Origin of the sequence: Hymenobacter cellulosilyticus, assembly GCF_022919215.1 — a bacterium.
Taxonomy (GTDB): Bacteria; Bacteroidota; Bacteroidia; order Cytophagales; family Hymenobacteraceae; genus Hymenobacter; species Hymenobacter cellulosilyticus.
Map to the genome: position 1 here is coordinate 2,123,010 of NZ_CP095046.1, position 23,328 is coordinate 2,146,337.

Annotated in this window: 18 protein-coding genes and 3 pseudogenes; 6 read left to right on the forward strand and 15 right to left on the reverse strand. The window is 61.7% G+C overall.

Features of this window, described 5'->3' with window-relative positions:
- Window positions 1–37: 37 nt before the first annotated feature.
- Complete coding sequence (locus MUN79_RS29980) at window positions 38–487, reverse strand: helix-turn-helix transcriptional regulator (protein WP_511177084.1); 450 nt, start codon at window positions 485–487, stop codon at window positions 38–40.
- 44 nt (window positions 488–531) lie between these two features.
- Window positions 532–957 (reverse strand): AraC family transcriptional regulator, encoded by a 426-nt coding sequence (locus MUN79_RS10395; RefSeq protein WP_244677592.1) that lies wholly within the window; start codon window positions 955–957, stop codon window positions 532–534.
- A gap of 135 nt (window positions 958–1,092) precedes the next feature.
- Between MUN79_RS10395 and MUN79_RS10400 the strand changes: the two genes are divergently transcribed.
- The gene (locus MUN79_RS10400; RefSeq protein ID WP_244677593.1) at window positions 1,093–2,619 is read left to right on the forward strand and encodes an aldehyde dehydrogenase family protein; all 1,527 of its coding nucleotides are present in this window, start codon (window positions 1,093–1,095) and stop codon (window positions 2,617–2,619) included.
- A gap of 165 nt (window positions 2,620–2,784) precedes the next feature.
- Window positions 2,785–3,222 (forward strand): DUF779 domain-containing protein, encoded by a 438-nt coding sequence (locus tag MUN79_RS10405; RefSeq protein WP_244678309.1) that lies wholly within the window; start codon window positions 2,785–2,787, stop codon window positions 3,220–3,222.
- 74 nt (window positions 3,223–3,296) lie between these two features.
- Here MUN79_RS10405 and MUN79_RS10410 read toward each other — a convergent pair whose 3' ends face one another.
- From MUN79_RS10410 to MUN79_RS10445, 8 genes and pseudogenes are all read right to left on the reverse strand, one after another.
- Complete coding sequence (locus MUN79_RS10410) at window positions 3,297–3,764, reverse strand: YybH family protein (protein ID WP_244677594.1); 468 nt, start codon at window positions 3,762–3,764, stop codon at window positions 3,297–3,299.
- Window positions 3,765–3,852: 88 nt separating this feature from the next.
- Window positions 3,853–4,398 carry a YMGG-like glycine zipper-containing protein gene (locus MUN79_RS10415; RefSeq protein WP_244677595.1) on the reverse strand — a complete coding sequence of 182 codons (546 nt, stop codon included), beginning with the start codon at window positions 4,396–4,398 and terminating at the stop codon, window positions 3,853–3,855.
- Window positions 4,399–4,562: 164 nt separating this feature from the next.
- Window positions 4,563–4,787 (reverse strand): annotated as a pseudogene (locus tag MUN79_RS10420) (alpha/beta hydrolase); the annotation flags it as partial.
- Entirely contained in the window at window positions 4,736–5,101 is a 366-nt protein-coding gene (locus tag MUN79_RS10425; RefSeq protein ID WP_311136771.1) for an alpha/beta hydrolase, read from the reverse strand. The pseudogene MUN79_RS10420 and the gene MUN79_RS10425, both read right to left, overlap by 52 nt.
- Window positions 5,071–5,478, reverse strand: coding sequence for an alpha/beta hydrolase (locus tag MUN79_RS10430; RefSeq protein ID WP_244677596.1), 408 nt, complete (start codon window positions 5,476–5,478; stop codon window positions 5,071–5,073). Before MUN79_RS10430 ends, MUN79_RS10425 begins: the two co-directional genes overlap by 31 nt.
- A 48-nt stretch (window positions 5,479–5,526) precedes the next feature.
- Window positions 5,527–8,595, reverse strand: coding sequence for a DUF6493 family protein (locus MUN79_RS10435; protein ID WP_311136772.1), 3,069 nt, complete (start codon window positions 8,593–8,595; stop codon window positions 5,527–5,529).
- A gap of 84 nt (window positions 8,596–8,679) precedes the next feature.
- Window positions 8,680–9,180 (reverse strand): SWIM zinc finger family protein, encoded by a 501-nt coding sequence (locus MUN79_RS10440; protein ID WP_244677598.1) that lies wholly within the window; start codon window positions 9,178–9,180, stop codon window positions 8,680–8,682.
- On the reverse strand, window positions 9,138–10,025 hold the full coding sequence (locus MUN79_RS10445; protein ID WP_244677599.1) for a hypothetical protein: 888 nt from the start codon (window positions 10,023–10,025) through the stop codon (window positions 9,138–9,140). The genes MUN79_RS10440 and MUN79_RS10445 overlap by 43 nt, the downstream gene beginning before the upstream one ends.
- A gap of 601 nt (window positions 10,026–10,626) precedes the next feature.
- Here MUN79_RS10445 and MUN79_RS10450 point away from each other — a divergent pair.
- Complete coding sequence (locus tag MUN79_RS10450) at window positions 10,627–11,502, forward strand: manganese catalase family protein (RefSeq protein ID WP_244677600.1); 876 nt, start codon at window positions 10,627–10,629, stop codon at window positions 11,500–11,502.
- 285 nt (window positions 11,503–11,787) lie between these two features.
- On the opposite strand, the gene MUN79_RS10455 is transcribed toward MUN79_RS10450, so the two are convergent.
- Complete coding sequence (locus tag MUN79_RS10455) at window positions 11,788–12,504, reverse strand: hypothetical protein (protein ID WP_244677601.1); 717 nt, start codon at window positions 12,502–12,504, stop codon at window positions 11,788–11,790.
- 219 nt (window positions 12,505–12,723) lie between these two features.
- On the opposite strand from MUN79_RS10455, the gene MUN79_RS10460 reads away from it, so the two are divergent.
- From MUN79_RS10460 to MUN79_RS10470, 3 genes and pseudogenes are all read left to right on the forward strand, one after another.
- Window positions 12,724–14,049: an RCC1 domain-containing protein gene (locus MUN79_RS10460; protein WP_244677602.1), complete on the forward strand. Its 1,326-nt coding sequence runs from the start codon at window positions 12,724–12,726 to the stop codon at window positions 14,047–14,049.
- Window positions 14,050–14,051: 2 nt separating this feature from the next.
- A pseudogene (locus MUN79_RS10465) lies at window positions 14,052–14,519 on the forward strand (RCC1 domain-containing protein); the annotation flags it as partial.
- 53 nt (window positions 14,520–14,572) lie between these two features.
- A complete protein-coding gene (locus tag MUN79_RS10470; RefSeq protein WP_375378251.1) occupies window positions 14,573–16,483 on the forward strand; it encodes an RCC1 domain-containing protein in 1,911 nt (636 codons plus the stop codon).
- A gap of 64 nt (window positions 16,484–16,547) precedes the next feature.
- On the opposite strand, the gene MUN79_RS10475 is transcribed toward MUN79_RS10470, so the two are convergent.
- The 4 genes and pseudogenes from MUN79_RS10475 to MUN79_RS10490 all read right to left on the reverse strand — a co-directional run bounded on the left by MUN79_RS10475 (window position 16,548) and on the right by MUN79_RS10490 (window position 23,219).
- A complete protein-coding gene (locus MUN79_RS10475; RefSeq protein WP_244677603.1) occupies window positions 16,548–16,760 on the reverse strand; it encodes a hypothetical protein in 213 nt (70 codons plus the stop codon).
- A 343-nt stretch (window positions 16,761–17,103) separates the two neighbouring features.
- Window positions 17,104–20,336: pseudogene (locus tag MUN79_RS10480) on the reverse strand (efflux RND transporter permease subunit).
- 232 nt (window positions 20,337–20,568) lie between these two features.
- The gene (locus tag MUN79_RS10485) at window positions 20,569–21,723 is read right to left on the reverse strand and encodes an efflux RND transporter periplasmic adaptor subunit (RefSeq protein WP_244677604.1); all 1,155 of its coding nucleotides are present in this window, start codon (window positions 21,721–21,723) and stop codon (window positions 20,569–20,571) included.
- Window positions 21,724–21,869: 146 nt separating this feature from the next.
- Window positions 21,870–23,219 carry a TolC family protein gene (locus MUN79_RS10490; RefSeq protein ID WP_244677605.1) on the reverse strand — a complete coding sequence of 450 codons (1,350 nt, stop codon included), beginning with the start codon at window positions 23,217–23,219 and terminating at the stop codon, window positions 21,870–21,872.
- Window positions 23,220–23,328: the final 109 nt, after the last annotated feature.

The following is a 23,328-nucleotide window of genomic DNA, read 5'->3' on the forward strand; positions in this document are numbered from 1 at the left end:
ACCGTTCTGCCCCTAATGGCTGCAATAAGCCACGATTTCAACCCAAACTGCACTGCTTTTTATACAGCCCCGGCGTGATACCCTCGTACTTCTTGAATATCGTCTGGAAATAGGCCGGGTTGTTGAAGCCGGCCCGGAAGCAGACGTCGGCCACCGTGGCTACCGGGTTGCGCAGCAGGCGCTTGGCTTCGGCCAGCCGCTCCTGAATAATGTACTCGACTGGCGTGAGGCCAAATTCGCGCTTGAACAGGCGGAAAAACGTGGCTTTACTCATGCAGGCCAGCTCGCTGAGCTTTTCCACGGTAATCTGCTCGGTAAAGTGGCGCTTGATGTACTGTACCACCTGGGCAAAGCGGTGGGAGGTCAGGTGCTGGGCGTAGTGGTTGAAAATCAGCTGGCGGGCGTTGGTTTGCATCAGCCGGATCAGCAGCTCCTGCAGGGTGAAGCCGGCCAGCACGTCCTTGGCCGCGTGGGTTTCCTGCGACAAGTGAATCAGGCGCTCCAGGGTGCCGGTCAGCTCGGGCGTGTTGGTCAGGTGGGCGTTATGATGCGTGTCCAGATGCCAGGGGCGTGGTCTTCGGCCAGCGGTAGCCGCTCGTTGAGCAAGTCCACGGTGCTGCGGATGGTGTCGGCGGGAATGGCCACGGCCAGGCATTGGGTGGGGTTGTCGAGGGTGGCTTCGGGGAAGTCGATTTCCATCAGCTGCTGTTCGCCCACAATCACCGACTCACCCGGCAGGTAATCGAAGGCGGGCTGGCCCGAGAGGTGCATTACTTTTTTGCCTCGCAGCATCGTGGTCAAGACCAGGCTGCCCATGCTCAGGGGCACGCGCTGCGCGGTTTGGTGGGTTTCGAAGATGTTGAGCTCAAAGGCGTCGAGCGAGTACAGGGTGCGGTTTTCGACCAGGGTGCTGAGGTCTTGGGGCGAGTGTAGGGCGGGCAGCAGGCGTTGATTCATGGCAACAGGAGGTAGGATGAAAACGGCGAAGGCAACTTGCGATTATTCCCGAGCTTGTTGAGAGAATACTACATCTTTTCCGGCAATTTCTGAAGCTATCTTGTGAGTAAGTAATCACTCATAAACATTCACCGCATGGAAACGTTAGAAAAACCCGTCACCCTCGTCGACCGTCCTCAGTTCAAATCGCACTACGACAACTTTATCGGTGGCAAATGGGTGGCGCCGGTGAAGGGTCAGTACTTCGAAAACCCGTCGCCCATCGATGGCAAGGCCTTTTGTAAGGTGGCCCGGAGCTCGAAGGAAGATATTGAGTTGGCCCTGGATGCCGCCCACGAGGCGTTCAAAACCTGGGGCAAGACCTCCGCTACCGAGCGCAGCAACATCCTGAACAAGATTGCCAACCGCATCGAGGAAAACCTGGCTTTCCTGGCCGCCGTCGAGACGGTGGAAAACGGCAAGGCCATCCGTGAAACCACCTACGCCGACTTGCCGCTGGTTATCGACCATTTCCGCTACTTCGCCAGCGTGATTCGGGCCGAGGAAGGCAACGTGACCGAGCTCAACAGCACCACCGTCTCAATGAACATCAACGAGCCGCTGGGGGTCATTGGGCAGATTATTCCCTGGAACTTCCCGCTGCTAATGGCGACCTGGAAGCTGGCCCCGGCCCTGGCCGCCGGCTGCACCGTGGTGATGAAGCCCGCCGAGCAGACGCCCGCCTCCATTATGGTGCTCATGGAGCTGCTCCAGGATTTGCTGCCCGCCGGTGTGGTCAACGTCGTGAATGGCTTCGGTTTGGAAGCGGGCAAACCTCTGGCGTCCTCGCCCCGGATTCAGAAGGCTTCCTTCACCGGCGAAACCACCACTGGCCGCCTGATTATGCAGTACGCGGCCGAAAACCTGATTCCGGTGACCATGGAGCTGGGCGGCAAGTCGCCGAACGTGTTCTTCAAATCGGTGATGGATGCCGACGACGACTTCCTCGACAAGGCCATTGAAGGCGCCGTGATGTTTGCCCTGAACCAAGGCGAAATCTGTACCTGTCCCTCGCGCATGCTCGTGCACGAAGACATCTACGACGAGTTTATGGAGCGCGTCATTGCCCGCGTGAAAGCCATTAAGCTCGGCAACCCGTTAGATATGGAAACCATGATGGGCGCCCAGGCCAGCAACGACCAGTTCGAGAAAATCCTGAGCTACCTGGAAATCGGTAAGGCCGAAGGAGCCGAAGTACTGTGTGGTGGCGACGCTTACCACCAGGAAGACGGGGCCTTGGCCGAAGGCTACTACATCCAGCCTACCGTGTTCCGGGGCCACAACAAGATGCGCATCTTCCAGGAGGAAATCTTCGGCCCAGTAGTGTCCGTGACGACCTTCAAAACCATGGAAGAAGCTATTGAAATTGCCAACGACACGCTCTACGGCCTCGGCGCCGGCGTCTGGACTCGCGACGCGCACGAGCTTTACACCGTGCCCCGCGCCATTCAAGCCGGCCGCGTGTGGGTCAACTGCTACCACGACTACCCCGCCGGAGCACCTTTTGGCGGCTATAAGGCATCGGGTTTCGGCCGCGAAAACCACAAGATGATGCTGGCCCACTACCGGCAGAACAAGAACATGCTCATCAGCTACAGCCAGAAGCCGCTGGGCTTCTTTTAACAGGAAAGTTTTCCATCTGTCATTGCGAGGAAGCATGACGAAGCAATCCGTCCTCTGCTCGTGACCAATGACCTTCTACCAGAAAACCCTTTCTCGTTGCACGCGGGAAAGGGCTTTCTGGTAGAAGAAAGCTTTCTACATTTCAGAGGACGGATTGCTTCGGCTCTGCCTCGCAATGACAAATGTGTATTCCCATGTCTCAGCCCCAACTCCCGCGTACTTGTTACACCCGCCGCCGAAGCTGTCATTGACCTGCTGCGCGAGGAGCATGGCCCGCTGATGTTTCACCAGAGTGGCGGCTGCTGCGACGGGTCTTCGCCCATGTGCTTTGCCAAGGGTGAGTTTCGCGTGGGCACCAACGACGTGTGGCTGGGCCAGATTCACGGCTGTGACTTTTTCATGAGCGCTTCGCAGTTTGAGTACTGGAAACACACCCAACTCACGGTAGACGTAGTGAAGGGCCGGGGCGCGAGCTTCTCTCTGGAAATCCCACTGGGCGTCCGGTTTCTGATTCGTTCCCGCCTGTTTACTCAGGAAGAAGAGCAGGACATGGCCGTGGTCTACCATGGAGAAGAATATCTGACGCGGCCCACGGAAGTGTAAGCAAGCTTGTGCCAAAAACAGAAAAGCCCCGACAAATCCTGCCGGGGCTTTTTCCGTCTTATATAGTAGGGGTTCTACCGTACCCGCACCGGCAAGCCTTCGAGCTGGGCGTAGCTAAGCTTCCAGGCACCTTTGGGGTTCTTTTTCCAAAGCAGGATAAAGTTGCCTTCGCCAATGCCCATCGGTGTGCCGGGCGTAGTCGGAATTACGTCGACCTGGTAAGTGCCGCCTTCGTAGGCCGTCTGCGCGTCGGTGCCGGAAGAGGCAACGTTGAGGCGCAGGTTGGAAATCGTGCCCATTGTTTCGCGCACCCAGCGGTTCGATACTTCCGATTTGCCCTGGAAGTGGGTTTCACCCTGCAGGAAGTGTACGTCGTCGGCGAACAGGGTGTCGAGCTGAATGGCGTTTTTGCTGTTCCAGGCGCTGATAAACTGCTGGTTGAGCGCCTGGGCTGTTACCGTGGTGGCGGGCGTTTCCGCGGTTTTGGTGCAGGAAGAGGCCAGAACTACCGTCAAGGGCATCATCCAAAGAAGGGACTTCATAAAGTCTAAGGGTTTGGTGAGGGATGGAAACAATTTCGCCGACTCCGGCACAGGGGCTGGAGTCGGCGAAACTAAGCAAAGTCCGGACTTACCAGCTCTTGCGACGAACTTCCGAGGTCGAGTAGGCCTTGTTACGGTCACCGTACGACTCGTTGGGCAGGTAACCAGCGGCTACCGGACCGTTAGCAGCAGTCAGCATCATTGGCGTGTTGGCAGCAAAGCCATTGGCCACTACGGGATACTGCTGCTGTTGTTTCTGGGCCTGAGCGGCCAGGTCAGCTTTCTTTTCGGCGGCGGCTACGCGGCGGGCCAGAGCAGCACGCTCGGCGCGGGCTTCGGCGGCGCGGTTGGCGGCAGCCTGGTTGGCAGCGGCCACGCGGGCGGCTTCCTTGCGCTTGTTGTCGGTGCGCTTACCAATGGCATAACCCACGCCGGCACCAGCTACACCACCTACTACGCCACCCACAGCGCGGTTGCGCTTGTGAATGATGGCACCGGCAGCGGCACCGCCAAGACCACCAATAACTGCACCTTTAGCCTGAGGGCTCCATTTTCCGTTTTGCGCCTGGGCCAGGTTGCTGTATACAGCAGAGAAGAATATTACCAGGGCGAGAATCAAACTGACCTTTTTCATGACTAGCTACTTTAAGGTTTCAGAAACACTTCTTCAGTTGTGATGAGGTGTTTTGCAAGCACCGTGCCAGTACGGCTGCCGCCCGGCGCAGTGCCAAAACCTATACGGAAAGAAAGCTCAGCAGGATTTGCCGCTTCTATACTTCAGAAAACCGGCCTCCTGCGCTACTTGACGAGCCAGCCATTGGCGTCGAGCCAGTTTTGCAGCCGGTCTGTCCAGTTATCCTTCGTGGTCTTGTTATTCATGCCGAAGCCGTGGCCGCCCTTGGGATAGAGGTGCATTTCGGCCGGTACGCCGGCTTGCAGGCAGGCTTCGTAGAAACGCAGGCTATTCTGCACTACCACGGTTTTGTCGTCGGCGGCGTGCACCAGAAAGGTTGGGGCGTCTGGGCCGTGACCTGCTGCTCGTTGGAGTAAAGCCGAACTTGCTCGGTCGTAGGCGCGTCGCCGAGCAGGCTTTTGCGGGAGCCGCCGTGGGCCAGGTTGTCGGTGAAGCTGATAACGGGGTAGAGCAACACCAGGAAGTCGGGCCGCACGGAGGTATTGTCCTTCGTGTCGCCGGCCGGGGTGGTGAAGTGGGTGCCGGCCGTGGAAGCCAAATGGCCGCCGGCCGAAAAGCCCATAATGCCCACTCGGTTCGGATTAACACCAAACTCCGTTGCCCGCTGCCGTACTAGGCGCAGGGCCTGCTGGGCGTCCAGCAGCGGGCGGTGGTTTTGTCGGGCTGGGTTTGGTCGTTGGGCAGGCGGTACTTGAGCACAAAGGCCGTGATGCCCATTTCGTTTAGCCGCTTGGCTACATCGGTGCCTTCGTGGTCCATGGCTAGGCGCACGTAGCCGCCGCCGGGGCAGATAATGACGGCCGTGCCGTTGGCCTTTTCCTTGGCAGGTCGAAACACCTGCAGCGTGGGCTGCACCACGTCCGAAACCCGCACCCCGCCACTGGCTACCGTCATGGTGCTTTCCTGCAGGTTGGTGGCAATGGAGTTAGGAATGGTGCCCGAATAGAGCGAAATGATGCTTTGGGCAGACATAGTGTGGGCAAACAAACCGAGTAGGGCGGTCAGAACGAGCGTTTTCATAAACGAGCCAGGGTTGAAAACGAAATGTACGAGAGGATACGGGCTTTGCTACGCAGAAACCAGGCTGGCGGCGGCCTTTTTCAGCGTGGCCGAGGTGCTCCACTCACGCAGGCGGCTTTGCACGGCCGGCGGTACGGGCTGCCCGGTGCGGCCCCGCAGGTCGGCGTAGGTTTCGATGAGCTTGCGGGTGTTGCGCAGGGGCACAGCGGGTAGGGCTGGCAGCAGCACATCCAGCAGCTGCCGCACTGCGTCGTCGGTGAGTGGGTCGATGGCGCGGGTCTGGGCCAGCAGGTCGGTTAGGCGCTGCAGCGGAGCAAACTCCACGGCCAGGGTTTTGCCCAAGGCCTCGCCCAGCGCTGCCAGCTGCAGACGGGCCGTGGCAATGGCCGACAACAGTACTTCCAGCGCCAGCGCCCGGCACATCGGCGCGTTGTGCACAAGGCCCATGGCTAGCAACACGGTGGTGCTTTCATCAAAGGCGGAGCCGGCGCCCAGCAGGGAGTGCAGAAAAGCTTCTACAACGCCCCGTCCTTCCCCGCCCTGATTGTTTGTGCGGTAGGCGCAGGCAGTGCGTAGCAAATGCCAGTGCAGCGGCGCCGGGTTGTTAGGCATCAGCGTAAGCAGGAACGCTACATCCGGTACAATAGACCATAGATAGTACTGATTGGTAAGGCGCAGGCCTGCGTGCTGGGAATACAACAGCAATGGGGAAGGCGGGCGTTTATCGGGGTGCTTGGTAATAACGTTGAGTTCCTGCCACACAACGGTTACTTCCGGTTGGTCCTTGTTCCAGGTTTGCTTGTAGGTGTTGGACTTTTGCACAAACTCCCACTGCGGCTGCCACGGGGCTGCTACGCCGGGGCAGGAAGTCAGCGGCAGCAACTCCGGCAGCTCGGCGGCGGGGTGGCGGGTACGGCCCGCTACGGCCCACAGCCAGGGCAGGGCCTCGGCCAGGGGAGTCGGGGGCAAGTCGGAGGAGGCCTGCCGGAAAGGATTTAGCTGACCAAACTTCTTTACGACAGCCTTCACAACCGATACCGCCTCCCCGCTGACGGGCGGCAGCGGAGGCATAGGTTGCACCACGACGGCCGGAGCCAGAAACCAGCTCAGCAGGGCCCGCAGCTCAGCGTGCCGCACCTGTGGTAGCAACGCCCGGGCCGGGGCGGCATCCTGCTCGTTCCGGAAAGCCGTGCGGGCCAAGGCCAGGGCCAAGTCGGCGGCGTCGGGCGTGCGGTCGGCGGCTTCATAAGCCAGCAGCTTTTCAACCAACACCGAAGGCGCTACCCAGTGCGGGGCGTGGCTAGGGGTGCTCAGCAGCGGCAAGGTGGCCGCGCCGGCGCGGAGCTGCTCTTCGACGGAGGCCAGGCGCTGCTGCTCTACCCGCAACAGCGGGTCGGGGTTGCTGTATTGCTGGTCGTGCAGGCCGACGCGCCGCACCCGGGCTTCCGTAAAGCCCTGATACCAGCTGATAAGCAAGGCCGACAGCAACTCCCGCCGCCCGTTGCGGCCTGTGCTGAAGCTAACCTCGCGTAGCAGAGTGGCGGTTTCTTCTTCGGTTTTGCCTTTCAGATTCCAGGGCAGGGCCTGCAATAAATAGGGACGCAGTTGCTGGGCATAGTCCGCCGGATACTGCCCGCGCAGGCGCAGCAGCCCATCGAGCCACCGCTCGGTAGCGGCCGGCTCGTTGTGCTGCACCACCTGGCCCGTGAGAAAAAGCAGCTCGTGCCAGTCGGCTACTGGGGTAATGGCCGTAGCCGCCGATAGTTCGGGCACAAACTCGGGCAGCGGGAGGTAAGTCGCGGCCGTTGGGGCCGAATCCGGGGCCGCTACCAGGAAGCTGCTCAGGGTAGTGCGGGCGGCGGCGCTGAGCAGGTCGGTGTAGAGGCCGATGGTGGCCGTTGTTTCCTCGGCTTCGGCGGCATCGAGCACGGGTTTTTTGGCGCCGAGCAGGCCGGCCAGCAGCTTAGCCGCCCGCTCCTGCACCCCGGCATCGGCATTGGTCAGAGCCAGGCAGGCCAGCCGGGCGATGGTCGGGGCCAGGGTTGGCTGGCGCTTCACGAGCTTTTCAAACGCGCCCAGCAACGTCCGCAGGGTCGTTTTCAAATCCTGCCGGGGCATCAGCCCTTCGGCGTACAGCAGCAGCGGCGCGGCGTCGAAGTCAGGTTCAGTCCAGAGGCTCTTGAGCTGGTCGAGGGCAAAGTTGACGACCAGCGGCAGCGGGTGGGCCAGCAGTTCCACTAGTTCGTTTTGCCGGCTCAGCCGTTCGGATACCGTGGGCTGCAAGGCCTCAAACAGGTTTTTAAACCACGTCAGCAAGGGCCGGCGGAAGTCGCGGCGCAAGGCCAGCAGACTGCGGGTGAGCAGGTCGGCGCGGTCGAGGTGGCCCGACTGCACCAGCTCCCGGATAATATCCAACCAGGTAATCAGCTGGCGCGGGTGCTTCTCGGACCAGGTCTGCCAGGTAAGGGGCTCTTTCCAGTTCCACTTCTTCTTGTCCATGGTCAGCTGCACGCTGCCGCTATGGGAGTCGATGCTTGAATCGAAGTCGAACACCAGCGGCAGGTCCCGGGTGAGCAGCACCGGGTCGGTGCTCAGCTGCTGGGCCAGGACTTTTTCGGCCTGGGCCGGTACGGGTTCGGTTTCACACAGCGGTTTGCACATATCACCAATCAGCCCGGGCACCGAGGTGCTGAAGAGTCGGGCGTCATAAGGAATAATCTGCCGGTCTTCGAGCTGGCGCAGCAGCCGGTAGCTGGGCTTGTACCACTGGTTGCTGGTCGACCACCGCTGTAGCCAGTCAAACACCCAGTCGGGGCGGGTGTGCTCCAGAACCTGCCAGAAGTGGGTGTCATTAGTCAGCTCGGGCCACCAGCCTGTGAAGTTGTTGGTCAGAGCTTCCTTGCGGGAATAGGTGCGCAGGCCACTCAAAAACAGCATCACACTCTGGTTGCGCGTGATGCGGCTGCCCCAGGTATTGGGCTTGAGCTGGACGATGGCCTCCAGTTCTTTCTTGAGCTTGGTCGTTTGGCGCCGGACCGGAATAACATCGGTTTTGGGCAAGGCCAGCAGGAAGGGAACCAGCTCCCGGGGCTTTGGTGCCGGATAATATGTTCGAATGTTTCAACAGCAGCCATACGCGGCAAGGTAGTTAGCAGTCAGATAAATACGGAATAGATGCCGCCCGCAGGCAGCCGGCGGTAGTTAGGCAAAGCGCATTTGGGCTGCCAGAATATGCTTGCAGGGCCCGCGCTGCCCCTGATGCCCGCTAAACCAGGGACAGGTGCAGCGGGCCGGCTCCGGGCCGCCCACCACCACGGTGTGCCACACGTCGGTGCCCCGCACCCGGGCCTCAGTGCGGCCCCCGGCGCCCACGCTTACCAGCTGCACGTCGTCGGCAGCGTCGAGCAGGGCCCGGGCATTTTTCAGGCGGGGATTCAAACTCAGGATGCGGTTCAGCTTGAAGGGCAGGCGGCGGTAGAAGTGCTGGTTGTCGGCCAGGTCGAAGCCCAGCAGACCCATGGCCGAGAGGCTGGCGCAGAGGCGGTCCACGGTGTTGGGCGCTAGGTTGTTTTCCAGGGCAAACAGGCTGGGGTTGAAGACCTCGTTGCCGCGGAACAGGCGGTTGGCCCCCGCCACCCACTCGGCGGGCAGCTCCTCCATCAGGGTATCGAGTTGGTTGCCTTCCCCGAGAAGCCCCGCCACACGTCGGCCGACAAGGCCAGCAGAAACCGCTGCCCGCCGCCCAGCTCCAGCACAAAGGCCGAGGACTGCCCGTCGGGGGTGGTAAACACGCGCAGGGCCTCGCAGAGCGGCAGCAGTCCCTCCAGCAGCCGCAGCCGGTGCACGCCGCCCACCCGCACGGCCCCGGGGCTGCCCACGGGCGAGAAGCTGGGGCGGGGGCCGCGCAGCACCAGGAAAAAGTCGGTTTTGGCGGTGCCGGCCGGCAGCCCTTGCACCAGTTGCAGGGCCTGCACGCGGGTCAGGCGCAGCTTTTCCTCCATCAAGGCCAGGTAGGCCTGCACGCTGGTCAGGCCCTTGATCCACCGCTCGGGCAGGGCCACTTTGCGCTCCACTACCTTGCCGGCGGCCCGCTCCAGGGTTACTTCCTTGTCGCCCACCGACAGGATAACCGGCTCGGTACGGGCAATGCGGGCTAGGGCGTTGACCATGGGCTCGTTGAAGTCGACGTTGGTGGTGCCGCTGCTCAGAAACTCTCCGTCCAGGGCTTCGGAGTTCAAATCGAGGCGGGCGTAGACGCCGTTGCACGACGAAAAGGCCTCGAAGCGCAGCTGCCCGGCCCCGGCCGTCACGATAGGGTCGCGCAGGGCGGCACTCTGGGGCACGAAGCGGGAGGCCACTACTTTTGCTAAGGTGCTTAGGCCCCGGGCTGCCAGCCAGGAGTCACGGAGGCGGCCCCAGAAAAAGCAGGCCGAGCCGGTATCAGTAGCGGCCTGCTCTTCGGCAAAGGCGGACAACAGCAGGGAATTGCCTTCCGGACGGGTTTCCAGCGCGGAAGGGCGGGCATAGGCATACGCAAAGTCAGACATGGCAGAGGCGTTGGATTCGAACTCTAAGGTAGCAGCTTGCAATCACAATTACTAACTTTTTTAGTATATACTGTGGTAAGGGTTGGTAGGTTTTACTAGTTAGCTTAGTTTGCTTCGGGCGGGATAACCACAGTAGCCTCCTGCCGACCATCCGGAGTCTGCAAGGATGTCACCGGATAGGAGTGACTATGGTGGTGATGCTTCATGCTCCTATCATAAGGTTCTTGGCTGGACTCAGGACAAGTGATACTAATGCCCGCTAGATGTCGCGCTTTGCTCGACCTGACGGCCCTAAGCCCGGGGCCTACGCAGGGTGTCAAGCCCGTCGGCAGGGCGGGCAAAAGGTGACTGCAACCACCGCTGCCGCGTGGTTGAGCTGCTGGTGGGCGCTGCAAAACAGGGCAAGAGGCAGGAAGTTAAGGGCAACCCGAACTTTATATAGCCAAAAGCTAATAATGGTTTTTAATACGGAGGCAATTCCGTATTCAGCCAACCGCAAAACCCGTATTTGTCGGGCATTATTCGGCTAGAAGGGCCCGTAAAGAAGTCCAGCCCCGGCAGTTCGGGGTTTCGCACTCTTACCAAAAACCATTTCACCACTATGTTTTATCACGATAGAGAACTCCAGTACAAAGTGCGGGTCGAGAAGCCCAACCCAGCGTTTGCCCGCATGCTTCAGCAGGCCATTGGCGGCATCGAGGGCGAGATTCGCGTGTGTTTGCAGTATCTGTTCCAAGCCTGGGGCAACCGCGGCCCCGTGAAGTACCGTGACATGCTGCTCGAAACGGGCACCGAGGAAATGGCCCACATCGAGATGCTGGCCACGGCCGTGGCCCTGAACCTGGAAGGCGCCCCCACGAGCCTGAAGGACGAGATGGCCAAGGACAAGATGATCGGGGCTGTGATGGGTGGCATGGACCCCCGCCACTTCCTCTCCTCGGGCCTGGCCGCTATGGCCGTCGACGCCAACGGGGTGCCCTTCAACGGCTCCTGGGTGGTAGGCAGCGGCAACACCGCCGCCGACATGTACGCCAACGTAATGGCCGAAAGCACCGGCCGCGTGCTGGCTACCCGCCTCTGGGAAATGACCGACGACCCCGGCATGAAGGACATGCTTAGCTTCCTCATTGCCCGCGACACGATGCACCAGAACCAGTGGCTGGCCGTGCTCGAAGAGCTGGGCGGCGTGCAGGGCATTCACCCCATCCCGAACTCCTTCCCTCAGTCTCAGGAAGTGCAGGACTTCAACTACGCCTTCGTAAGCACCTACATCAACTCAGGCGACGGCAGCACGCCCGCCGGCCGCTGGACGGAAGGCCAGTCCATCGACGGCAAGGGCCAGTTCCACATCCTGAAGGCCCAGCCCCTGGGCGGGGAGCCCAAGCTGGCCCCACCCGTGCCCGAAGGCCACGCCCAAACCGAGCAGATGACCCTGACCGACACCATCATCGGCAACATCAAAGACACGCTCAGCTAAGCCGTAACAACCTGTTATAGGCACACAAAAAGCCCCGTCGGCACGAAGCCGGCGGGCTTTTTGTGCGTAGTACCCCGCCGCACCTCCTGGCTGAACAGTCCTTGCACCGGTGCAGAAGACTTGCCGAGGGGCAGTAGGCTCTCTGCACCGGTGCAAGACGTCTGCCGAGGGGGCTGCGGGCATCTTGCACCGGTGCAGAGCCTATACCGACGGGGCCGGACCCTATCTGCACCGGTGCAGGACGTATGCCGCCCGGGCTGAAGGCAGCTTGCACCGGTGCAAGAGCTAGCCAGCCAGTACCGGAGCAGCAGGCGTATTAGTGCCTTTAGTCGTCCGCTGGGTGTTGCGCTTCGGCAGCAGGTCGTAGTTGAAGTAAGCCGGGGCCTTGGCGGGCTCTTGGCGGTGCACGTAGAGAGCGGCGCAATGCACGGCCCACAGGGCGTCGGCCAGGGTCTGGGCATCGGGGCCCAGGGCCGATATCGTGTCTTTTACGGCCTTAGTACCCTGGTTCTTGACGGCCGTGGCGGTAGTGTAGGCCGAGAGAAGAGCTTTGGCCTGGGCACCGACAGCCTGCAGGGCCGCGTCGGGGTGGTTTTCCAGCTGCTGCACGTAGGCCGTGAAGCGCGTCAGGCGCTTGGTTTTGGGAGCCTCGGTCAGGCCCTTGAGCTTGTCGGGGTAGAAGAGGGCCTTCTCGGTGGGGTGGTCGTAGAAGCGGGGCTGGAGCAGCTTCTTGTCGGTAGCCTGCACCAGCTTTTTAAGGCTTTCGAAGGCCTGGTCTTCGGTTTGGGTGCCGCTCTGGCGCTGCCCGTGGCCGGTGGTGCGCCCGCTCAGGCCCCCGCGGAAGGCGTCGAGGGCGGCCTGCAGGGCGGGGCGCTCGTCGCGCAGGAGCTTGTCCACGGCGGCGGGCTTGAGGGCCTCCAGGGTGAAGTCGGCAAAGGTGGCCAGCGTGTCGCGCGAGGCTTGCAGGCGGCGGAAATGATTGTCGTACCGTTCGGCGTACATAATGGGATAATAAGAAGAAAGAAGATAGTAAGAAAAAGGGCCGGGGCAGGGGATAAGCACGGTGTGTAACGGGCCCGGGCCAGGCGGATAGGGTAGCGGTAAGTCCTGGAAATATTAGCAGAAATAGCCAATAGCGCAACACCCCGGGTAACTAGGTTGCCAATATTCTTTAGCAGAACTTTGCCGGCTTATCCGACGGATGCCCACTATCCTTATTGCATGAAACACTTCTTCTCTTTTCGCCTGGCCCTAACCGTATGGGCCTGGCTCTTGCTGCTCACGCCCCTGGCTTCAGCCCAGGTGCTGAGCGGCACCTTCGATGCCGGTAACAACCACACGGCCTCTATCCATCCAGACGGGACGCTCTGGGCCTGGGGCAGCAACAACTACGGCCAGCTCGGCGACGGTACTACCACCAACCGGACCGCGCCAACCCAGGCCGGTACGGCGACTACCTGGGTACAGGTCAGCGTGGGCAATGGCTACACGGCCGCCGTGCGGGCCGATGGCACCCTCTGGACCTGGGGCAACAATGACTACGCCCAACTCGGGGACGGCACCACCACCCGACGCTCTACGCCCACCCAAATCGGCACGGCGGCCACCTGGGCGCAGGTTAGTGCCGGCAGATTTCACACCGTGGCCCTGCGCACCGACGGCACGCTCTGGGCCTGGGGCAACAACGACAACGGTCAGCTCGGCGACGGCACGCTGGTAAATAAAAGCCTCCCCGTGCAGATCGGCACGGGCACCACGTGGACCCAGGTAGATGCCGGCAACGCGCACACACTGGCCGTACGGGCCGATGGCACCCTCTGGGCCTGGGGCAGTAACAGCAACGGCCAGCTTGGCGACGGGACGGGTTTCCGCAGAACGAGCCCCGTGCAGATCAGTACGGCTACCACCTGGACCCAGGTAGATGCCGGCGACTTTCATACCGTGGCCCTGCGCGCCGACGGGACACTTTGGGCCTGGGGGTTCAATCTTAACGGTCAGGTCGGCGACGGGACGCTCACCCAGCGCAATAGCCCCGTGCAGATTGGCACGGGCACCACGTGGACCCAGGCCAGTGCTGGCGACTACCACACGCTAGCCGTGCAGGCCGACGGCACCCTCTGGGCATGGGGATATAATGGCGGTGGGCAGCTCGGCGACGGCACTCTGGCCAACAGAATCAGACCCGTACAAACCGGCACCGGCACGACCTGGGCCCGGGTTAGCACCGGTTCTGCCTACACGGTAGGCTTGCGGGCCGATGGCACCCTCTGGGCCTGGGGCGACAACAGCTTCGGCCAGCTCGGCGACGGGAAGACGGTTGGCTCCGTGCACCCAGCTCCCATGCAGGTAGGCAGCGCTACTACCTGGGCGTCTGTTGATGTCTCCTCCGAAAACACCATGGCCCTTGGTTCCAGCGGTACGCTCTGGGGCTGGGGGCACAATAGCTTCGGTCAGCTCGGCGACGGTACCATCGTACGAAGACTCAGCCCGGCCCAGATCGGCACGGCCACCTGGGCCCAGGTCAGCGGGGACTCTACCACACGGTAGGCTTGCGGGCCGATGGCACGCTCTGGACCTGGGGCGACAACGGCTACGGTCAGCTCGGCGACGGTACCACCACCCCGCGGACCAGCCCTGTGCAGATCGGCACCAGCACCTGGCTCCAAGTCAGTGCCGGTGATACGCACACGCTGGCCGTGCGCGCCGACGGTACCCTGTGGGCCTGGGGCAGCAATGACAGCGGTCAGCTCGGCGACGGGACGCTGGTCAACAAAACCAGTCCCGTGCAGATCGGCTCGGCTACCACCTGGACGCGGGTCAGCGCCGGAGCCTCCCACACGGTAGCCTTACAGGCCGACGGTACCCTGTGGACCTGGGGCAACAATAGCTACGGTCAGCTCGGCGACGGTACTCTCGTACGAAAACTCAGCCCGGCCCAGATCGGCACGGCCACCTGGGCGCAGGTCAGTGCCGGCAGCTTTCATACAATGGCCGTGCGCCCCGATGGCACCCTCTGGGCCTGGGCAGCAATGGAAATACCCAACTCGGCGACGGCACCACCACCCAACGGATCAGCCCCGTGCAGATCGGCACCAGTACCTGGGCGCAAGTCAGTGCCGGTGATACGCACACGCTGGCCGTGCGCGCCGATGGGACGCTCTGGGCCTGGGGTAGCAATGGCAACGGCCAGCTTGGCACCGGTACTACCACCCGTGAATTCAGCCCCGTGCAGATCGGTACGGCTACTAATTGGACGCAGGTCAGCACCGGCAGTGCCAATACGGCTGCCGTTCGGGCCGATGGCACCCTCTGGACCTGGGGCGACAACGGTACCGGCCGGCTTGGGCTAGGCTACGAGACTCCTGGGTATGTAACTACCCCTCAGCAGGCCGATGCGGCCCTGGTTACGCTTAGCCTAGCCGCTTCGCGTAGCTCCTTTAGTGCCGGCATTCGGCCCAATGGGGTGCTGGTGATGTGGGGTAACAACAACAGAGGCCAACTCGGCAACGGCACCACCAGCTTTACCGCCAACAGCCGACCTGCGCCGGTAGGTACCGCTACCAATTGGGTACAGGTGAGCACCGGGAGCAGCCACACGCTGGCCGTGCGCGCCGATGGCACGCTCTGGGCCTGGGGCAACAACAGCCAGGGCCGCCTCGGCGACGGTACCCAGGATGACAAAACCAGCCCGGTACAAATTGGTACCGAAACCAACTGGACCCAGGTCAGCGCCGGCGAGTACCATAGCGCGGCTCTGAAAGCCAACGGGACGCTTTGGACCTGGGGCTACAACGTCGACGGGCAGCTCGGTGACGGAACACTTACCCAACGCCTCAGCCCAGTACGAGTCGGTACCGGTACCAACTGGGTACAGATCAGCGCCGGCAACAACCACAACCTAGCCTTGCAGGCCAACGGGACGCTCTGGGCCTGGGGCAACAACGGCGGCAGCCAACTCGGCGACGGCACCACCAACCGGCGTAGCAGCCCCGTGCAGATTGGTACCGAAACCAACTGGACCCAGGTCAGCGCCGGCAACAACCACAGCGCCGCTCTGCAAGCCAACGGGACGCTCTGGACCTGGGGTTTCAACTCCTCCGGCCAGCTCGGCGACGGCACTACGACGGTCCGCAATGCGCCCGCCCAGCTGGGTGCTGCCACCTGGGTGCAGGTCAGTGCTGGTTTTTATCATACCGCCGCCCTGCGCGCCGACGGCACGCTGTGGACGTGGGGCTATAACACCGGCACCGGCCAGCTCGGCGACGGCACCATCGTCGAAAAAAACAGCCCCGTGCAGGAAGTCACGCTCCGCACCGACTGGCGCCAGGTAGCCGCCGGCCAGAACCACACCCTGGCACGCACCTCACAAGGCTTCGGCTTCCTGAGCACGGGCTCCAACAACTTTGGCCAGCTCGGCGACGGCACCACCACCCTGAGCACCCGCTTCGACCGGGTGAGCCCGCTGCTCTCGGTGCAGCCGCTGCCCGTGGAGCTGGTACAATTCACGGCCCAGCGCAGCAGTCCGGCGCAGGTGCAGCTGCGCTGGGCAACCGCCCAGGAGCTGAATAATGCCGGCTTTGGGGTGCAGAAATCCTACGACGGCCGCAGCTGGCAGCGCCTGGGCTTCGTGCCCGGCCAGGGTACCAGCACTGCCGCCTACCGCTACAGCTATTCCGACCAGGAAGCTGGAGCTGCTTACTACCGCCTCGTGCAGCAGGACAACGACGGGCGCGAAAGCTATTCGCCAGTGCGGTTCGTTGCTGGTGGGCCAGTCACAGTACAGCTAGTGCCCAACCCGGCTACGGGTACGGTGCAGCTGCTGGGCGCCCCGGCCAGCACCGCGGTGGAGCTACTGAGCCTGCAAGGCCAGGTGCTGCGCCGCTTTGCTGCCGGCACTGCGCCGCTGGATTTGCAGGGGCTGCCAGCCGGCTTGTACTTGGTGCGCGCCGGCCAGCACGCCGTCCGCCTCGTGGTCGAATAAGTATCGGCGTCTAGCCGCATAAAAAAAGCCCGCTGCGTACAGCGGGCTTTTTTTATGTGGTGTCTTACTCCGTCACCCAGGTTACTTTCTCCGCAATGGGCTTGCGCAGGTTGCGGCCGGGCTGCTGGGCCACGTAGCCCAGGTAAAAGTGCGAGGCCAGCAGCGGATTCTGGGCCAGCTTCTGGGCTTTCTTCTCGTCCACAAACTCGCCGGCCTGCTGCCGGTACAGCTCCGACTGAAACTCAGCCAGCTTTGCCAGCCCAGCGCCCTTAAACACCACGAAGCGCCAGGGCTCGGTGCGCTTGTGGGTAGGGCCCAGTTGGCGTTTTCCAGCATTTGTTGCACAATGTCGTCGGGCACTACGCGGCCGGGCTCGAACTGCACCGTTTGGATGCTGCGCCGGGCGCGAACCAGGGCATCGAACTGAGCGGGAGTGGGGAGAGAGGCTTCGGGAGTATCGGGCATGGGGCGGAAATCTAGTTCGGGTAAAACAGAACGTCATGCTGAGCTTGCCGAAGCATCTCTACTGTAGAAGTAAAATTAATTACCACTGCGGTAGAGATGCTTCGGCAAGCTCAGCATGACGGACGATTAACGGCTCATTTTATTTTTGGCCATGCTTAATGCGCGGGCAAGAGCTTGGGGTCGTCGGGGCCAGGGTTGAGGCGGTCCTGGTCGTGGTGGCCGCCGTGCTCATCGTCGGGCTTGTAGTTGGCTTCCATCTCGGCCAGCTTGGCTTTGCCGTAGGCCAGGCGGGTAATCAAGACATACAACACCGGCACGATGAAAATAGCCAGAATCGTAGCCGAGAGCATGCCGCCCAATACCGTCCAGCCGATGGTTTGCCGGCTCTGGGCGCCGGCCCCGGAGGCAAATACCAGCGGCAGCACGCCCAGAATAAAGGCCAACGAGGTCATCACGATGGGGCGCAGGCGCAGACGTACGGCTTCGAGCGTGGCATCGACCAGCGGCATGCCCTTGTCCACCCGCTCTTTGGCGAATTCGATAATCAGAATGGCGTTTTTGGCCGACAAGCCAATCAGGGTAATCAAACCAATCTGGGCGTAGACGTTGTTGGTCAGCTTGGGCAAAAACGTGAGGGCCAAAATAGCGCCGAAAGCGCCCAGGGGCACGGCCAGCAGCACCGAGAAGGGCACCGACCAGCTTTCGTATAAGGCCGCCAAAAACAGGAACACGAAGGCAATGGACAGGGCGAAGATGTAGACCGTTTGCCCGCTGGCCAGTTGCTCTTCCCGCGTCAGACCCGAGAATTCGTAGCCGTAGCCCTGGGGCAGGCTCTGGTCGGCCACCTCTTTCAGGGCCGCAATGGCGTCGCCGGAGGAGTAGCCGGGAGCGGCATTACCGTTGATTTCGGCCGAGCGGAACAGGTTGTAGTGCGAAATCAGCGGGGCCGACTCGGTGCGCTTGTAGCTGGTGAGTGTGCTGAGCGGTACCATGCCACCCGAGGAGTTGCGCACGTAGTACTGGCCCAGGTTCGAGATGTCGGCGCGGTACATGCTGTCGGCCTGGGTCACGACGCGGAAGTTGCGGCCATACACAGTGAAGTCGTTCACGTAAGCCGAGCCTAAGTAGGTGCGCAGGGCCGTGCCAATGTCGGAAATGGAAACGCCGAGCTTCTTGGCTTTCTCCCGGTCGATGGTGAGCTGGTAGCCGGGCGTGTTGGCGGTGAAGAACGAGAAGGGCGCCGCAATTTCGGGCCGCTTGCGCAGGGCGCCCAGGAAGTTCTGGAGCTGGGCGTCGAAGTTCTTGATGTCGCCACCGGCCTCACGCTCCTGCAGCACGAAGCTAAAGCCGCCGGTGTTGCCCAGGCCCGGAATAGCGGGTGGGGAAATAACCACCACGTTGGCTTCTTTGAGGCGGCTCAGGCGTTGGGTGACCGTGGCAATCAGGCCCTGGAGCTGTACTTCCTTGTCCTTGCGGTCTTCCCAGGGCTCTAGCTGGCAAAACACGGTGCCGCTGTTCGACTTGGACGAGAAGTTTACCGCGTTCAGACCACCCAAGCCCGCGTAGTGCCGGATGCCTTTGATCTGGCCCAGCTCCTTCATAATCTCGTTTAGGGTGCTCACCGTGCGCTCGGTCGAGGAGGCTTCGGGCAGGTTGAAGGTCACAATCAGGCGGCCTTCGTCCTCGGTTGGGATAAAGCCGCCGGCCTTGTTCTTAAACAGGAGTCCCGTGCCGGCCACGATGCAAAGCAGGATAATGACCACCAGGCGCGAATTCTTGATGCCGCGCTGCACGCCGTTGCCGTACTTGCCCGTCACCCGGTCAAACCAGGTGTTGAACTTGTAGAAGAACTTGTCAAGGCCGGTCGAGTTTTCGTCGCGCTTGTGGGGCTTGAGCAGCAGCACGCACAGGGCCGGCGTGAGCGACAAGGCCACGAAAGCCGAGATAATCACCGAAATGGCGATGGTAATGGCAAACTGCTGGTAGAGGCGGCCGGTGATGCCGGGAATAAAGCCTACGGGCACGAATACCGCCGCCAGAATCAGAGCAATGGCAATAACGGGGCGGAAATCTCGCGCATGGCCGCCAGCGTAGCGTCCAGAGGCGAGAGGCCCCGCTCGTTCATGTTGTGCTCCACGGCTTCCACCACCACAATGGCGTCGTCGACCACGATACCGATGGCCAGCACGAAGCCGAACATGGTCAGGGTATTAATCGTGAAGCCCAGCGGGATAAAGAAGATAAATGTGCCGATGATGGACACCGGAATGGCCAGCACCGGAATTAGGGTGGAACGCCAGCTTTGCAGGAACAGGTACACCACGATGATTACCAGAATCAGGGCCTCGACCAGGGTGTGCAGCACCTCGTTGATGGACACTTTCACCACCGAAGCCGACTCGAAGGGAATCACGTAGTCGAGGTCGGTGGGAAACTGCTTTTTCAGCTGGTTCATCGTCGTTACCACGTTCTCGTAGGTGTCCAGGGCGTTAGCCCCGGGAGCCTGGTACACGAGCAGGTAAGCGGCGCGCTTGCCGTCCACGAAGGAGTTCGAAGCATAGTTGAACTTGCCCAGCTCCAGGCGGGCCACATCCTTGAGGTACACCACCGAGCCGTCGTCGGGCCGGGTTTTTACCACGATGTTGCCAAACTCCTCGGTGGTGGTCAGGCGGCCTTTCACGAACACGATGTACTCGAACGTTTGCCCGGTCTGGGCGGGCGGGGCCCCGATGGAGCCGGCCGCAATCTGGGCGTTCTGCTCCTGAATGGCGGCCGTTACTTCCTGAGCCGTCACGCCCAGTTGACTGAGCTTGTCGGGGTTAAGCCACACGCGCATCGAGAAGTCGTCGGCCCTGCTCACGATGTCGCCCACGCCCTTGGTGCGCAGCAGGGCGTCCTTGATAAAGACGTTGGCGTAGTTGTCGAGGAAAGTCGTGTTGTGGGAGCCTTTGGGGGCGTACATGGCCACCAGCATCAAAATGCTGGGGTTCCGCTTGCGCACCACCAGGCCCAGGCGCTGCACTTCCTGCGGCAGGGTAGGCTGGGCAATGCCCACGCGGTTTTGCACGTCGAGGGCGGCGATGTTGATGTCGGTGCCTACTTCGAAGTTCACCGTCATGCTCATCTGCCCATTGCTGGTGCTGTTGCTTTGCAGGTAGGTCATGCCCGGCGTGCCGTTTACCTGCACTTCCACGGGCGTGGCCACGGTTTGCTCCACGGTTTGAGCGTCGGCGCCGGTGTAGGTACCACTCACTGATACCGTGGGCGGCGTAATCTCCGGATACTGCCCCACGGGCAAGCTCAGGATGGCCAGCACCCCGACCAGCACAATCACCAGGGAGGTGACAATGGCCGTGACGGGGCGCCGTATAAAGGTTTCTGCAATCATGATAGGGCTGTTAACGAGTGGCAGGTGCTGCTAAAAAGCCTGCCCACTAGGTTGACCGTCATGCAGAGGCGCAGCCGAAGCATCTCGCGTGCTGAGGGTGTTAGGCGTTTTTGGAGAAGGACGTCACGCTGGATCTGGCGGCGTCCGCATAGCAGGAGCATGTCTACCGCAGCAGTAATTAAGATTACCATTGCACGCGAGCTTCCTCGCAGGCTCGGAATGACGATCTGCTTTATTTGGCGCCAGCTGCCGCCGACGGGCCACCAGCGGCGGCAGCCGGTGTGCCGGCCTGGATAGTACCACCGTCGCGCAGGCGGTTCAGGCCTTCGGTTACTACTTGGTCGCCTTCCTTGATGCCTTCCATAATCACAATCTGGTCGCGCAGGCGGGGGCCGAGCTGCACCTTGCGCTGGCGGGCCTTGCTGGAGTCGCCGGCGATGAAGACGAAGTTTTCGCCCATCTGCTCCACCACGGCCTTGAAGGGAATCACAAGGCGGCGGCCCGACTGCCGGTTGAGCACGCGCAGCACGGCGCTCATGCCGTCTTTGAGCTGGCGCTTGGGGTTGCTGAACTGCACCCGAATCTGAACGGTCCCGGTTTGCTGGTTTACACCCCGGTCGATGGCCAATATCTTGCCTGGCTGGTCGTAGCGGGTGCCGTCGGGCAGATCCAGGCGGAAAGTAGAGTCGCCGCGGCCGCCGGCGGTGCGCTGCAAGTCTACAAAGCGGGCCAGGTCACTTTCGGTAATCACGAAATCCACGCCCATCGGGTCCTCGCCGCTAATGGTGTTGAGCAGCGTCGAGCCCGGGCTAACCTGGGAGCCCAGGCGCACCTGCGAGATGCCGATGCGGCCCGAGAACGGGGCCGTAATCAGGGAATAGCTCAGGTCGGTGCGGGCGGCGGCCACGCCCGCCTGGGCCACTGCTACCTGACTCTGGGCCGTGGCGTAGGAGGTAGCCGCGTTATCGACGATTTGGCGGGCAATGGCGTCTTGCTGGGCCAGGCGCTGGTAGCGGTCCAGGTTCACCTTGGCGTTCTGTACTACGGCCTGGGTGCTGCGCAGGCCCGCCAGAGCCTGCTGGTAAGCCGCCTCGTACTTGCGCCGGTCGATTTCATAGAGCGTTTTGCCCTTGGTCACCACGTCGCCTTCCTTGAAGAAGATGCCGGTAATGAAGCCCGCTACCTGGCTGCGCAGCTCCACGTTATTGATGGCCACCACGGTAGCCGGATATTCGTCGTAGTACACCGCATCGGTAGCGCGGGCCGAAACCAGGGTTACGGGCGTAGCCGGCGGCGGACCGGCGGGCTTGTCGGCCTCTTTGTTGCCGCAGCCAGCCAAGAACAGCAGGCCGGATGCGTAGGAGAGGGCAAGAATCGTTTTTTTCATATTCAGGTAAGCAGGAAGAGCGGAGTATTGTGTCATGTCGAGCAAAGCGAGACATCTCGCGTGCTGACGTTGCCAGAGTAATCTAATTACCATTGCACGCGAGCTGTCTCCCGGCGGTCGACATGACCGTTCAGTTGATAGGAGGACTAATAAGCAATAGGCAGGCTGCCCTGGGCACGCAGTAGGTCTACTTTGCTGCTGAGCACCTGAAACAGGGCGCTGTAGTAGTTGAGCTGGGCCGTGCGTAGAGTGGTCTGGGCCACAATCACGTCGAGGTAGGTCTTAATACCCTCGCGGTACTGCAAGTCCACCACCGAGTACACTTCCTTGGACAAGGCCAGGTTGCGCTGCCCGATGAGGTAGTCGGCGTAGTAGCCTTTGTAGGAAGCCAGGGCCTGCTCAAACTCGGTGTTGATGCGGTTGCGGGTGGCAACGATGTCCTGATCGATGCGCTGGTCGGTGAGCCGCTCGCGGCGCAGGTTCTGCAGGCGCCGCCCACCCTGGAAGATGGGCAGACTCAGCTGCAGGCCGGCGTAGGAGCTGGGGAAGCGCTGGCTGTACAAGTCGCCGAAGTTGTTGTTCTGAAACACCGAGTTGTAGTTGCCGAAGGCCGAAACCGCCGGTAAAAAGCCCCAGCGGTAGTAGCTGATCTGGGCTTCCTGCAACACTTTCTGGGTTTGCAATTGCTGCACTTCAATGCGGTTGGCCGCGTCCACGGCCACGGCCGTATCCACTACCGCGTCTTGCATCAGGCGCAGCGTGTCGTACTGCAGGGTCAGGGGTTGGGGTCCGGCCAGGCCCATGAGCTCCTTCAGGTAGGCCGACTTAGCCTTGATGGCCTCCACGGCCTGCTTGCGGGCCACGATGGAGTTGTTCAGCGAAATTTCGGCCTGCTTGTAGTCAATCTTATCCACGATGCCCACGTCGTAGCGGGCCTTGGCGTCTTTGAGGCTGCGCTGAAGCCGCACGATGTCCTCACTGAGCACGTCGAGCTGGCGCTGGGAGAGCAGCACGTCGTAGAAAGCCTTGCTCACGTTGCTCACCACGTCGATGCGCACGGTGGTGGAGTTCTGCTGGTAGAACTGCCGCGAGGGCCGAGCGCTGCGCAGGGCCAGCTGCACGTCGTTGTTGTAAATAGCCTGGGTGGCGCCTATGCCCACGGTAGAAGTGTTGCGCAGGCCAATCTGCCGGGGCACGTTGACGCCCTCGGCATTGGGAAACACGGTGTAGGGCAGCTGAAAGTAGTGCTGGCCGGTGGCGTTGAGATTTACCTGGGGCAGCCAGCCGGCCATTCCGATGCGGATGGTGGCCTCGTTGGCTTCCTCATCGATGCGGGCCTGACGTAGCAGGGGCTGGTTTTGCAGGGCAAACTGCAGGCACTGCTCCAGGCTGTACTGGCTGGAAGTGGGGGGAGCGGTAGCCTGGGCCAAACCCAGGAAAGGAGCAAGCAGAAAAAGGCCAAGTAACGACCAGACAGCTTGTTGATTTTTTTTCATAGCGGGCAAACTAAACAGCTCCGGCGGGAGCCGCACACGGGTGTTGACCACTGCGGAGGGCAGGGTAGCACAGAAATACGAGTAGCGTGCCGGGCGGGAGGGGGTGGGA

Coding starts and splice junctions, on each gene's coding strand:
- MUN79_RS10395 (WP_244677592.1), bottom strand. CDS start 957: ATGAATCAACGCCTGCTGCCCGCCCTACACTCGCCCCAAGACCTCAGC.
- MUN79_RS10400 (WP_244677593.1), top strand. CDS start 1,093: ATGGAAACGTTAGAAAAACCCGTCACCCTCGTCGACCGTCCTCAGTTC.
- MUN79_RS10410 (WP_244677594.1), bottom strand. CDS start 3,764: ATGAAGTCCCTTCTTTGGATGATGCCCTTGACGGTAGTTCTGGCCTCT.
- MUN79_RS10415 (WP_244677595.1), bottom strand. CDS start 4,398: ATGAAAAAGGTCAGTTTGATTCTCGCCCTGGTAATATTCTTCTCTGCT.
- MUN79_RS10430 (WP_244677596.1), bottom strand. CDS start 5,478: ATGAAAACGCTCGTTCTGACCGCCCTACTCGGTTTGTTTGCCCACACT.
- MUN79_RS10445 (WP_244677599.1), bottom strand. CDS start 10,025: ATGTCTGACTTTGCGTATGCCTATGCCCGCCCTTCCGCGCTGGAAACC.
- MUN79_RS10450 (WP_244677600.1), top strand. CDS start 10,627: ATGTTTTATCACGATAGAGAACTCCAGTACAAAGTGCGGGTCGAGAAG.
- MUN79_RS10455 (WP_244677601.1), bottom strand. CDS start 12,504: ATGTACGCCGAACGGTACGACAATCATTTCCGCCGCCTGCAAGCCTCG.
- MUN79_RS10460 (WP_244677602.1), top strand. CDS start 12,724: ATGAAACACTTCTTCTCTTTTCGCCTGGCCCTAACCGTATGGGCCTGG.
- MUN79_RS10485 (WP_244677604.1), bottom strand. CDS start 21,723: ATGAAAAAAACGATTCTTGCCCTCTCCTACGCATCCGGCCTGCTGTTC.
- MUN79_RS10490 (WP_244677605.1), bottom strand. CDS start 23,219: ATGAAAAAAAATCAACAAGCTGTCTGGTCGTTACTTGGCCTTTTTCTG.